This is a genomic window from Chryseobacterium polytrichastri, assembly GCF_900142445.1.
Lineage (GTDB): Bacteria > Bacteroidota > Bacteroidia > Flavobacteriales > Weeksellaceae > Chryseobacterium > Chryseobacterium polytrichastri.
Genome location: NZ_FRAV01000017.1, coordinates 1 through 11,519, shown reverse-complemented (window position 1 = coordinate 11,519; position 11,519 = coordinate 1). Strand labels below are relative to the sequence as shown.

11 protein-coding genes and 1 pseudogene are annotated in these 11,519 nt (G+C 34.3%); 10 read left to right on the top strand and 2 right to left on the bottom strand.

The genetic code is table 11. The annotated features are described in order from the left end of the window. The first annotated feature begins 25 nt into the window (after positions 1 to 25). From BUB80_RS11690 to ypfJ, 4 genes are all read left to right on the top strand, one after another. Positions 26 to 733 carry a YfgM family protein gene (locus BUB80_RS11690; RefSeq protein ID WP_073293107.1) on the top strand — a complete coding sequence of 236 codons (708 nt, stop codon included), beginning with the start codon at positions 26 to 28 and terminating at the stop codon, positions 731 to 733. Between the two features lie 3 nt (positions 734 to 736). Beyond that, complete coding sequence (gene ribH, locus BUB80_RS11685; RefSeq protein ID WP_073293106.1) at positions 737 to 1,255, top strand: 6,7-dimethyl-8-ribityllumazine synthase; 519 nt, start codon at positions 737 to 739, stop codon at positions 1,253 to 1,255. A gap of 195 nt (positions 1,256 to 1,450) precedes the next feature. After that, the gene (locus BUB80_RS11680; RefSeq protein WP_073293105.1) at positions 1,451 to 3,529 is read left to right on the top strand and encodes an LTA synthase family protein; all 2,079 of its coding nucleotides are present in this window, start codon (positions 1,451 to 1,453) and stop codon (positions 3,527 to 3,529) included. Between the two features lie 94 nt (positions 3,530 to 3,623). After that, complete coding sequence (gene ypfJ, locus BUB80_RS11675) at positions 3,624 to 4,487, top strand: KPN_02809 family neutral zinc metallopeptidase (protein ID WP_073293104.1); 864 nt, start codon at positions 3,624 to 3,626, stop codon at positions 4,485 to 4,487. Positions 4,488 to 4,539: 52 nt separating this feature from the next. Here the strand turns inward: ypfJ and BUB80_RS11670 are convergent, their stop codons facing one another. Both BUB80_RS11670 and BUB80_RS11665 read right to left on the bottom strand, forming a co-directional pair. Then, positions 4,540 to 5,409: a GLPGLI family protein gene (locus BUB80_RS11670; RefSeq protein ID WP_073293103.1), complete on the bottom strand. Its 870-nt coding sequence runs from the start codon at positions 5,407 to 5,409 to the stop codon at positions 4,540 to 4,542. A gap of 8 nt (positions 5,410 to 5,417) precedes the next feature. Continuing rightward, a complete protein-coding gene (locus BUB80_RS11665) occupies positions 5,418 to 6,359 on the bottom strand; it encodes a GLPGLI family protein (RefSeq protein ID WP_073293102.1) in 942 nt (313 codons plus the stop codon). A gap of 214 nt (positions 6,360 to 6,573) precedes the next feature. On the opposite strand from BUB80_RS11665, the gene BUB80_RS11660 reads away from it, so the two are divergent. From BUB80_RS11660 to BUB80_RS11635, 6 genes and pseudogenes are all read left to right on the top strand, one after another. Continuing rightward, positions 6,574 to 6,903: a HesB/IscA family protein gene (locus tag BUB80_RS11660; protein WP_054512334.1), complete on the top strand. Its 330-nt coding sequence runs from the start codon at positions 6,574 to 6,576 to the stop codon at positions 6,901 to 6,903. 81 nt (positions 6,904 to 6,984) lie between these two features. Then, the gene (gene sufB, locus BUB80_RS11655) at positions 6,985 to 8,433 is read left to right on the top strand and encodes a Fe-S cluster assembly protein SufB (protein WP_073293101.1); all 1,449 of its coding nucleotides are present in this window, start codon (positions 6,985 to 6,987) and stop codon (positions 8,431 to 8,433) included. A 157-nt stretch (positions 8,434 to 8,590) separates the two neighbouring features. Then, positions 8,591 to 9,334: a Fe-S cluster assembly ATPase SufC gene (sufC, locus tag BUB80_RS11650; RefSeq protein ID WP_073293100.1), complete on the top strand. Its 744-nt coding sequence runs from the start codon at positions 8,591 to 8,593 to the stop codon at positions 9,332 to 9,334. Between the two features lie 120 nt (positions 9,335 to 9,454). After that, positions 9,455 to 10,762 (top strand): Fe-S cluster assembly protein SufD, encoded by a 1,308-nt coding sequence (sufD, locus tag BUB80_RS11645; RefSeq protein WP_073293180.1) that lies wholly within the window; start codon positions 9,455 to 9,457, stop codon positions 10,760 to 10,762. A gap of 96 nt (positions 10,763 to 10,858) precedes the next feature. Then, on the top strand, positions 10,859 to 11,248 hold the full coding sequence (locus BUB80_RS11640; RefSeq protein ID WP_073293099.1) for a helix-turn-helix domain-containing protein: 390 nt from the start codon (positions 10,859 to 10,861) through the stop codon (positions 11,246 to 11,248). Beyond that, positions 11,245 to 11,519 (top strand): annotated as a pseudogene (locus tag BUB80_RS11635) (IS3 family transposase); the annotation flags it as partial. The gene BUB80_RS11640 and the pseudogene BUB80_RS11635, both read left to right, overlap by 4 nt.

The following is an 11,519-nucleotide window of genomic DNA, read 5'->3' as shown; positions in this document are numbered from 1 at the left end:
TTTGCAATTCAATTTTTAAGAATTTATGGCAAAACTTGCAAAGAATGCTCAAAACGAGCAAGAAGGTAAAGAAACAGTAGAGTTTTTTAAAGACCTTGATAGAGAGGCTTTAAACACTGAAAGATTTCTTGAAAAATATTCAAAGCCTCTAGGTATTGTTTTTGGCGCACTTATTTTAGGTGTTCTAGGGTTTTTCGCTTATAAGCAATTTATTGTAGCTCCTCAAAATGCAGAAGCTATGAAAACTTTCCTTTCTGCTCAGAAAAATCTTATGGAAGGTAAAGATAAAGAAGCTTTAGGAGGTAAATCTGCTGCAAACCCAGGTTTTGTAGGTACTTATAACGACTATTCTTCTACTAACGTTGGTAAACTTGCAGGATATAACGCTGGTTTATTAAAATTCAAAGAAGGAAAGTTCCAAGAAGCTTATGATCTTTTAGATCAATTTTCATCTGACAACAAAACATTGGTAGCAATGAAGTTTGGTGCAATGGCAGATGCAAAATCAGGTCTTAACAAAAATGATGAAGCTCTATCATTATTAGACAAAGCATCTTCTGCATCTTCTGATCCTTATACTTCTTACTTTTTCACAAGAAAAGCAGGTATCTTAGCTTTAGGATTAAAGAAAAACGCAGAAGCTAAAAAATATTTTTCTGCAATTGACGAAAAATATCAGGACTATGACAACGGAATGTCTGATTCTTATATTGAAATGACTAAATATTACTAAAAAATGGCAACAGTTAATCTATCCGATTACAAGCCACTTAATATAACTAATGCCGAAGATTTTTCTATCGGCATTGTTTTTTCTGAGTGGAATGATTTTGTAACATACAATCTTCGTGATGCAGCTTTGGAAATCCTTGAAAAAGAAGGCGTAAAAGCTGAAAACATAAAGCTCTTCCCAGTTCCGGGAGCATTTGAGCTTAGCTATGCAAGCATGCAGCTTTGCAAAGAAAGGAAATACGACGCGGTAATTGCCATAGGTTGCGTAATCCGTGGAGAGACTCCTCATTTTGATTTCGTTTGCTCAGCAGTAGCTCAGGGAATTAAAGACTGTAATATCTTAACAGATACTCCAACAATTTTCTGTGTATTAACAGATGATACCAAAGACCAATCTATCGCGAGAAGTGGTGGTGATCTTGGGAATAAAGGAGTGGAAGCAGCGGTTACAGCATTAAGAATGGTAGATTTCAAAAAAAAACTATCTGAAAAAACCGGAAATATTGGTTTCGGGCACTCTTAATTTGAGATTCATTATCAATACATACAAAAGGACTATTGCTTATAGTCCTTTTTTTATTTTATACGTTTATAGGTAAAATCTAACTTTTCATGTGAATATTAACTTATAAAAGTTCTATTCCACAAGATGTTTTTACTTTTTTTATAAATTGATTCTGAACAAAAACTATCTTTGTGAAAACTTAATTCATACCTAATGTTCTTACAAAAAATAAAACCCTTTCTATATTTAGGAGCTTTTTATCTTATTATTTCTTTAATAGTAAGAATCGTATTTTTATTTCACCCAATAACTACGGCGAGCTTTGGCTTTTTTGAAGTACTAAAAGTTTTATCCATTGGGATTATTAACGATATTTTTGTTTTTGTTTTAGCCAGTATTTTCCTGGCGCTCTATTTTTTATTTTTATCAAATACGAAATACAAAAAACCTTACGGACAAATCATATTAGGAATATTCGTTCTGTTTTTCCTCTATATATTGGTTATTCCAAACAACATTTTTAAACAATATGGAGGTTCTATTGCAGAGGTGGCCCTCGCTTTTATAGGATTAAAGACACTTTTTTTTGCAGCGATGCTATTCTTCCCTGCTCAAAGGATTAAAATCAGAAATACACTTTACTTTATTGTTGTATTTCTTTATACAACCATTATTATTTTCAATGCAGTAAGTGAATATTTCTTTTATAATGAATTTGGTTTGCGCTATAATTTCATTGCTGTAGATTACCTTATTTATACCAATGAAGTGATTGGAAATATCATGGAAAGTTATCCTGTTATTCCTCTATTCTTGGCTATATCTGCGGTATCACTTACGATTACCTGGATTATTTTTAAAAGAACTAAAAACGAACTTTTAGACCTTCCCAACTTGAAACAGAAGTTTATTCTATTGGGATCTTTCATTGTATTGGCAGGAGTAAGTTTATTAGGATTAAGTTTTACAACGAAAATTACCTCTCCGAATGTTTTTGCAGAAGAAATTGAAGCCAATGGATTGCCTAAATTCTATTGGGCATTTACGCATAACGAACTTGATTATTTCCAGTTCTATCCCAAAATAGATCAAAAGGTTGCTGAAAGTAATTTTTTAAGTCAGTTTTCTGAACCTAAGCTTACCCGAAATATTATATCAGATCAACCTGAATTAAAGAAAAATGTCGTGCTGATTTCGATTGAAAGTTTATCGGCAGAGTTTATGGAACATTATGGAAATACCCAAAAACTGACTCCTTTCTTGGACAGTCTTGCCAATCATTCTATCATGTTTACCAATCTTTATGCTACCGGAAACAGAACAGTACGAGGATTGGAAGCGTTGACGCTTTGTATCCCTCCAACAGCAGGAGAAAGCATTATTAAAAGACAAAACAATAAGAATAAATTCACCACCGGAAGTGTTTTCAAATCTAAAGGCTATGATGTGAAATTTTTATATGGTGGATACAGCTATTTCGATAATATGCAGGATTTCTTTGCCGGAAACGGATACGGAATTGTTGATAGAAATAACTTCAAGCCGGAAGAAATATCTTTCGCAAATGTTTGGGGTGTTGCCGATGAAGATATGGCGAGAAAAGCAATTCAGGTAATGAATGCCGAAGCAAAATCTGGAAAGCCATTTTTCAACCATTGGATGACCGTTTCGAACCACAGACCTTTCACATATCCTGATGGAAGAGTGGATATTCCCGGAAATGCAAAATCCCGTGAAGGAGGCGTAAAATATACAGATTACTCTCTTAAACTGTTTTTTGATATGGCTAAAAAACAAGATTGGTATAAAAATACAGTCTTCGTGATTATTGCCGACCATTGTGCTTCTAGTGCAGGAGATACAGAATTGCCAATGGATAAATATAAAATTCCTGCTTTGGTATATTCTGACGGATTTATTCAACCTCAAAAATTTGATCAGGTGATGTCTCAAATAGATGTGATGCCTACTGTTTTTGGGTTGTTGAACTTTAATTATCAATCTAAATTTTTAGGCCAGGATGTTTTCAAAAAAGAATTTCAACCTAAAGCATATATAGCAACTTATCAGGATCTTGGGTTTGTAAAAGACAATCATTTAACGGTTATATCTCCTGTGAGAATGATAAGACAATATTCTTTAAAACAAAAACCAAGTCAGTTATCTCCTCAATTCAATATTTATTATGATGAAAATGTTCTAAAAGAGCACAATCAAAAACTGGTTGATGAAACAATTTCTGCCTATCAGTCTACTTCTTATTGGATAAAAAATAACAACTTGAATCGTTAATTAAAAGGTATATTTTAACTGATCATTCAGCAGATAATTTTTTAATGCTACTATTAATTTTATATTTTTAACTTTATACATAAAATTACAAACTATGAAATGGACAGACGATAGAGGTGGAAACGTTGAAGACCGTCGCGGAAGCGGTGGCACCAGCGGTGGAGCCATTGTAGGTGGCGGACTCGGAACTTTAATTATTGCCGCTATCATCTTCTTTCTGGGAGGCGATCCTTCCAGCATATTAAGTTCTGGCAGTATGTCTTCCCCACAGCCCCAGACCGAACAGAGAGAATTATCTGCCAACGATAAAAAAATTGGAGAAATGGTTGACATGATGGGAAAATGGAACATCCTAACATGGGACCAGATTTTTAAAGAAAATGGCATGACCTATACTCCTCCTAAGATTGTTCTTTTTTCACAAACTACTCAGTCAGGATGCGGAACAGCACAATCTGCAATGGGCCCTTTTTATTGTCCGGCTGACCAGAAAGTTTACATGGATATGAGCTTTTTTAATGAACTACAGGATAAATTTGGTGCAAAAGTAACTGAATTTACCATTGCCTATGTATTGGCTCATGAAGTAGGACATCACGTACAAACGCTTTTAGGAACTACCCAAAAAGTGGACAATCTTAGAAGAAGTGGAAGATATTCTGAAGCGGAAATGAACAGAGTTTCTGTCGCAACTGAATTACAGGCTGATTTCTATGCCGGAGTTTGGGCAAAAAAAACAGATTCCAGAGAACATATTTTAGAACCTGGTGATATTGAATCTGCCATTGAAGCTGCACAAGCTGTTGGAGATGATAATATTCAGAAAAGATCTCAGGGATATGTTAATCAGGAAAGCTTTACCCACGGTTCATCTGCACAGCGTAAAGAATGGTTTATGAAAGGATATAATACCGGAGATATCAAACAAGGTGATACTTTCAACCAACTTTTAAAATAAATTTATCTTTATAAAAATAGAAACCCTGAAGAAGCTCTTCAGGGTTTTGTTTTTATTTTAATTCTATCGGATTGCTATTACTTTTAGCTTCCTCTTTTATTCTGTCTTCCATTCTCTTCTTCATGTCGGCAGGATTTTGATTTCCTCCACGACCTCCTCCACCGCCTGATCTTGGCGAGGCAATTCCGCTATCAACCATTCTGGTCTGAGCAAAGCCACCTCCTTGTTGGCTCATGAATGACATAGGATCACTTCTATATTTTTCCTGCTGCTTTAAGTAATCTGACCTTTTTACTTTAATGGTATTTCCAAACTGATTCATCGTTGGGAAATCGGCAATTTTATAGTTTTTCATTAAATCAAAAGAATAATCTCCTTGAGCATCTTCCACTTTTACAATCAAGCCTGGAAGTCCTGTAAATTTATACGGTCCATCTTGGTAAGGAAGATCTGTTGTAAACCATGCCGTCCATTTTCTTCCTGCAAAATCAGTTTCTGCTTTTTGAACTTTATAATCTCCTATTTTCATCGTCTCCGATAAAATTTTCCAACTTAAAGGACGATCTTCTTCGTAAGAATAGATATCTCGCCCTATCCTATCTTTAAAGAACGTCTTTTGGTTGGTCTTATCTTTTTCAATAGAATAATTAATATTGGATCGTAATCCTTCCATTTGATCTCTGTTAAAACCTCTTCCACCACCGCTTTGGAAGTTTTTCTGCATAATAGAATCTCTTTTCAATCTGTTTTCAGAATAGAAAAGTGATTTTTCTCCCGAAATATCCAAGTATGCATTCTCAGTCTTTATGTCATTTTTATTTGCTGCGTCCGGTTTCATAGTCACTTGATACACAAATCTATTAGCTTGTGCATAGATGTTCTGAATAAACAACGCTAAAGCAATAATGCCTATTTTTTTCATTGTACTTTTTATTTTAATTCAATTGGGTTTTGATTGATACTGCTTTTAAAAGAAGTATTTTCTATGTTGCCACTTGGCATTGATGGACTATTATCCCCATCCATTCCTCCTCTGTGAGACATTCCTCCGCCACCACCTGCGTGGTTACCGCCTCTCATTCCGCCCATACCGCCGCCATGTTTTCCACCTCCGCCGCTAAAATTCTGCATGCCCTCTCCATTGCTGCCTAACCTTCTGTTTTTTGCAAATTCCAACTCCAATGCTGCTTTATCTCCGTTAAAGTTCATCCTTGTACTTTGTTTGGCATCAGAACTAATGGGTTCTTCAAACGCACTCTTCACTGTTATCTTCTTAATAAGATCAAATTTATAATCACCTTTATCATCTTCTAACTTCACAATCAGTCCGGGTAATCCGGAAAGTTTATAAGGTCCATCAGAAATAGGAATATCTTTTGTGAACCACGCTGTCCAAACTCTTCCTCCAAAATTAGCAACCGCTTTTTGGGACGGATACCCGTTCTGCTTCTCTGTAACATTGGTTATCTCCCATTTTATAGGTCGGTCTTCCTGGTAATAAATTTGTTTTCCGGCTACTCTATCATAATAATAAACTTTTTGTCCCGGAATATCTTTAGTAATGTAATATTCAAAAAAAGTAGGCTCAACATGTTTTTTTATACCGAGTTTCGAAAAATCTTTTTCTTCTTTTTTAACATCTTTCTTTTCTTCAATTTTAAATGCAGAGAATAAAGAATCTTTTATTAGTTTGTTTTCACTGATAAATAAAGAACGATTTCCTTTAATATCTAAAAAAGTTTTCTCGTTCTTCAGACTTACCAGATTAATTGAATCCGGATTCACTGAAGTTTCATAAATGTATCTTGTAGTCTGTCCATAAGACATTGTTACCAAAAGCGACACTAAAAAAACAAGAAGTTTATTTTTCATTATTATTTATTTTATAGATAAAAAATCCTATTCAAAGTTAAATCAAAAACAAGATCTCCAGATTCGTGATCGAAAATTTATACAATTTTAACATTAACAATCATATCAATAATGAACATAATAAGATCGGAATCATTAAAATAGATAGCTTCAATTTGAGATTGCGGAAATTAGTTCGTATTTTTGCATCATTAAATCATTCTAAATAAATACAATGATAAAAGTATCAGACCAAGCAAAGGCAAAAGCTATCCAACTTATGACGGAAGATGGCTTCAACCCTGCTGAAGATTATATAAGAGTAGGGGTAAAAAGTGGAGGATGTTCTGGTTTAGAGTATGTTTTGGGGTTTGACAATCAAAAAGCAGACACAGATCAGATTTTTGAAGACAATGATGTGAAAATTGTTGTTGAAAAAAAATCTATCCTTTATCTGGCAGGAACAATTCTTGAGTATTCAGGAGGATTAAACGGAAAGGGGTTTGTTTTCAACAATCCTAATGCATCCAGAACGTGTGGTTGTGGAGAGAGTTTTTCTTTATAATTAGAAGTTAGAAACCAGAGCCTAAAAGTTTGCACATCGCAAGTTTTAACATCTGAAATTTAACCTCTAAAATCTATTAAAATGAGTAAATATACTGAAGACGACTTAAGAGTCGATTTAGAAAATAAAAAATATGAATTCGGTTGGGAAACAAAAATCGATTATGAAGATTTCCCAATTGGTTTAAATGAAGACATCGTTCGTGCTATCTCTGCTAAAAAAGAAGAGCCGGAATGGATGACAGAATGGCGTTTGGAGTCTTATAGAATTTGGTTGAAAATGACTGAGCCAGATTGGGCTAACATTAAATATACAAAACCAGATTTTCAGGCGATTAAATATTATGCAGCCCCTAAATCTAAGCCAGAACTAGCTAGCTTAGATGAAGTAGATCCGGAATTATTGGCAACTTTTGCAAAATTAGGAATCAATATTGAGGAACAAAAAAGACTTTCAGGAGTTGCTGTAGATATTGTAATAGATTCAGTTTCTGTAAAAACGACCTTTCAGGACACGTTAATGGAAAAAGGAATTATTTTCTGTTCTATTTCTGAAGCTATTAAAAATCACCCGGATCTTGTTAAGAAATATCTTGGTAAAGTAGTTCCTAGAGGAGACAACTTTTATGCAGCATTGAATTCCGCAGTATTTTCTGACGGAAGTTTCTGCTATATTCCAAAAGGGGTAAGATGTCCAATGGAATTGTCTACGTATTTCCGTATCAATCAGGCAGGAACAGGTCAGTTTGAAAGAACGATTGTTATTGCTGATGAAGGAAGTTACGTATCTTATCTTGAAGGCTGTACAGCTCCATCAAGAGACGAAAACCAGCTTCACGCTGCTGTTGTAGAACTTATTGCAATGGATGGTGCTGAAATTAAATATTCAACTGTTCAAAACTGGTATCCAGGAAATGAAGAAGGAAAAGGAGGTGTTTTCAATTTTGTAACGAAAAGAGGACTTTGCGAAAGAAATGCAAAAATCTCTTGGACTCAGGTTGAAACAGGTTCTGCTGTTACTTGGAAATATCCGTCTTGTATCTTGAAAGGTGATAACTCAATTGGAGAATTCTACTCTATTGCAGTTACCAACAACCACCAATATGCAGATACAGGAACAAAGATGATTCACATTGGTAAAAACACCAGATCAACGATTATTTCTAAAGGAATCTCTGCAGGAAAATCACAAAACTCATACAGAGGATTGGTGAAAGTAATGCCTTCTGCAAAAGGAGCAAGAAACTTCTCTCAATGTGACTCTTTGCTAATGGGTAACGAATGTGGTGCACATACTTTCCCTTACATAGAAATTAAAGATCCTACAGCTCAGTTAGAACACGAGGCTACAACTTCAAAAATTGGTGAAGATCAGATTTTCTACTGTAACCAAAGAGGTATTGATACGGAAAGAGCAATTGCTTTGATCGTCAATGGTTTCAGTAAAGAAGTTTTAAATAAATTACCAATGGAATTTGCTATTGAAGCGCAAAAATTATTGGAAATTTCTTTAGAAGGTTCTGTAGGATAGATATAAACATTAAGCTTTTATTTGATAAATTCTTAATGTTTAAAAACAAATAAATAAGAAATAGTATTTCATTGATAAGCGTTAGCGCCTTTGTTTATCTTAAAAAAGCAAAGGAGATTAAAAAATCTTAGTCTAGCCTTGCGATAAACTTGAACATATGTTAAATATAAAAAACTTGCACGCCAAAATTGCAGATGGCGCAGAAATTTTAAAAGGTATCAATCTCGAAATAAAACCAGGTGAAGTTCATGCGATCATGGGACCAAACGGAGCCGGAAAATCTACTCTTTCTTCTGTAATTGCAGGAAAAGAAGATTACGAAGTTACAGACGGAGAAATTCTTTTTCAAGGTGAAGATATCATTGAAGATGCTCCGGAAGACAGAGCGCACAAAGGTATTTTCCTTTCTTTCCAATATCCTGTGGAAATTCCTGGGGTTTCTGTAACCAACTTTATCAAAGCTGCTTTAAACGAAACCAGAAAAGCAAACGGATTGGAAGACATGTCTGCAAAAGAGATGTTAGCAATGATTCGTGAGAAATCTGAGCAATTGGGAATTAAAAAAGATTTCCTTTCAAGATCATTGAATGAAGGTTTTTCAGGAGGTGAAAAGAAAAGAAATGAGATTTTCCAAATGATGATGCTTAACCCAAAATTGGCTATTCTTGATGAGACAGATTCAGGATTAGATATTGATGCGTTAAGAATTGTTGCAGATGGAGTAAATACATTCAAAAACGAAGGTAATGCAGTTCTTTTGATTACTCACTATCAAAGATTGCTTAACTATATTCAACCTGACTTTGTACACGTTTTAGCGAACGGTAAGATCATTAAAACAGGAGATAAATCTCTTGCTTTAGAGCTTGAAGAGAAAGGTTACGATTGGCTTCTTAACTAAGAAGAAAATAGTTTTTAGCTAAGATTTTATCAATTTTAACTAAAAAACAAAGCGGAAAAACCGCAGTATTAGTACAATATTCAAATATATAAAAAAGGTGTGATGGCCGAAATCGCAGTAATGGCTTTATACGATCAAATTATTGACAACCACGGTGAATTTTTGGAAAGTCTTCGTCACAGATTTCTGGATGAAGATAGAAAATCTGCTATTCAAAAGTTTGAAAGCATTGGTTTTCCTACCAAGAAAGACGAAGAATATAAATATACCAACATCAAAGAAATCACGGAAAAAAACTACAATTTTTTCCCGAAAGAAAGTCACAATATCACTAAAGAGCAATTCGACCAATTGCATTTAGGCGAAGAAAATTTTGACTGGATTGTTTTTGTAAACGGTAAACTTCATAAAGAATTATCTAAAGTTTCTATCGAAAATGTAGAGTTCCTATCATTCAATTACGCTTTGAATGACGAGAATCACAAAGAAGTTTTTGATAAATACTTTAATACAATTGCTGACGGTAATTCGGCTTTTACAGATTTAAACCTTGCATATTGCAAATATGGTTTCTTTCTGAAAGTTCCGAAAAATGTAGTGATTGAAAAACCAATCCATGTCTTCTATATTTCTCAAAATCAAGAAGAAAACACATTCTACAATACAAGAAACTTGTTGATCGTAGAGGATGGAGCAAAAGTGGAAATTATTGAAAGTCACCACAATTTTGATGATACATTTGTATTAACAAATTCGGTAACGGAGATTTTCACATACCCAAATGCAAAAGCAGATTGGCACAAACTTCAAAACGACAATCATACGTCTTATCTTGTAGACAGCACTTTCGCAAAACAGGAAAAAGACAGTTTAACAACGGTAAACACATTTACTTTTGGAGGTAAATTGGTTAGAAATAACCTGGATTTTATTCATAATGGATCAAACATTAATTCATTCATGAACGGAATCACTATCATTGGGAAAGACCAATTGGTAGACCACCACACGGCAGTTCATCATAAGACGCCCAACTGTGAAAGTTACCAGAATTATAAAGGTATTTTTAAAGATAATGCACACGGTGTATTTAACGGAAAAGTTTTCGTTGATAAAATTGCTCAAAAAACGAATGCTTATCAACAAAATAACAACGTTTTATTAAGCGAAGGTGCTACTATTGACACCAAACCTCAGTTAGAGATTTTTGCAGACGATGTGAAATGTTCTCACGGCTGTACGGTTGGACAATTGAATGAGGATGCATTATTTTACCTAAGAGCAAGAGGTATTTCTAAAAAAGAAGCGCAGGCTTTACTTTTATATGCATTTGCTAATGATGCCATGCAGAATATCGATATTGAGCCTCTTAAAGAGAAAGTTTCAAAACTTTTGGCAGAGAAACTAAACGTAGACATAGAGTTCTAAAAATAAATTGATACATAAAAAAGCACTTCAAATTGAAGTGCTTTTTTTATTTTATTTGTCGCGTCCTAAAATAGGTTTACAGAAAATATACTTATTATGGAAAAACGAGATAGGAATAGAGAAAAGCGTACACAACGAGATTATACAATGTCTTTTAAATTAGGTATCGTCAGTCGCATAGAAAAGGGCGAATTTACATACAAACAGGCACAGAAACATTATGGTATTCAAGGCAGAAGTACCGTTTTGGTTTGGCTCAGAAAATATGGTAATTTAGATTGGAGTAAACCCATTATTCATACTATGTCACAATCGAAAGAAACACCCGCCGAAAAAATCAAAAGATTAGAGAAGGAATTGGCTGATGAAAAACTGAAAACCAGAGTTCTCAATATGATGATCGATATCTCTGACAAGCAATATGGCACACAGATCCGAAAAAAGTTTACCCCCAAACAGTCAGAGAACTCCAAGAAGAAAAATTGAGTTTATCAAGAATCTGCAGATTGTTTGGGATAAGCAGACAAGCCATTTATCAACAGCGCCAAAGACTTTGTGTTCGAGAAAAAGAATTACTGAAAGTAAAACAATTCATTGAAGAATTCCGTCTGGAGCAGCCCAGAATAGGAACAAGAAAACTGTATTATTTGCTTAAAAATAAGTTTACGCTTGAAAAGATAAAAATAGGCAGAGATGCATTGTTTGATTATCTGCGAAGAGAAAATCTCCTTATTTATCCTAAAAAAAGATATACAAG

Coding starts and splice junctions, on each gene's coding strand:
- BUB80_RS11690 (WP_073293107.1), top strand. CDS start 26: ATGGCAAAACTTGCAAAGAATGCTCAAAACGAGCAAGAAGGTAAAGAA.
- ribH (WP_073293106.1), top strand. CDS start 737: ATGGCAACAGTTAATCTATCCGATTACAAGCCACTTAATATAACTAAT.
- BUB80_RS11680 (WP_073293105.1), top strand. CDS start 1,451: ATGTTCTTACAAAAAATAAAACCCTTTCTATATTTAGGAGCTTTTTAT.
- ypfJ (WP_073293104.1), top strand. CDS start 3,624: ATGAAATGGACAGACGATAGAGGTGGAAACGTTGAAGACCGTCGCGGA.
- BUB80_RS11670 (WP_073293103.1), bottom strand. CDS start 5,409: ATGAAAAAAATAGGCATTATTGCTTTAGCGTTGTTTATTCAGAACATC.
- BUB80_RS11665 (WP_073293102.1), bottom strand. CDS start 6,359: ATGAAAAATAAACTTCTTGTTTTTTTAGTGTCGCTTTTGGTAACAATG.
- BUB80_RS11660 (WP_054512334.1), top strand. CDS start 6,574: ATGATAAAAGTATCAGACCAAGCAAAGGCAAAAGCTATCCAACTTATG.
- sufB (WP_073293101.1), top strand. CDS start 6,985: ATGAGTAAATATACTGAAGACGACTTAAGAGTCGATTTAGAAAATAAA.
- sufC (WP_073293100.1), top strand. CDS start 8,591: ATGTTAAATATAAAAAACTTGCACGCCAAAATTGCAGATGGCGCAGAA.
- sufD (WP_073293180.1), top strand. CDS start 9,455: ATGGCTTTATACGATCAAATTATTGACAACCACGGTGAATTTTTGGAA.
- BUB80_RS11640 (WP_073293099.1), top strand. CDS start 10,859: ATGGAAAAACGAGATAGGAATAGAGAAAAGCGTACACAACGAGATTAT.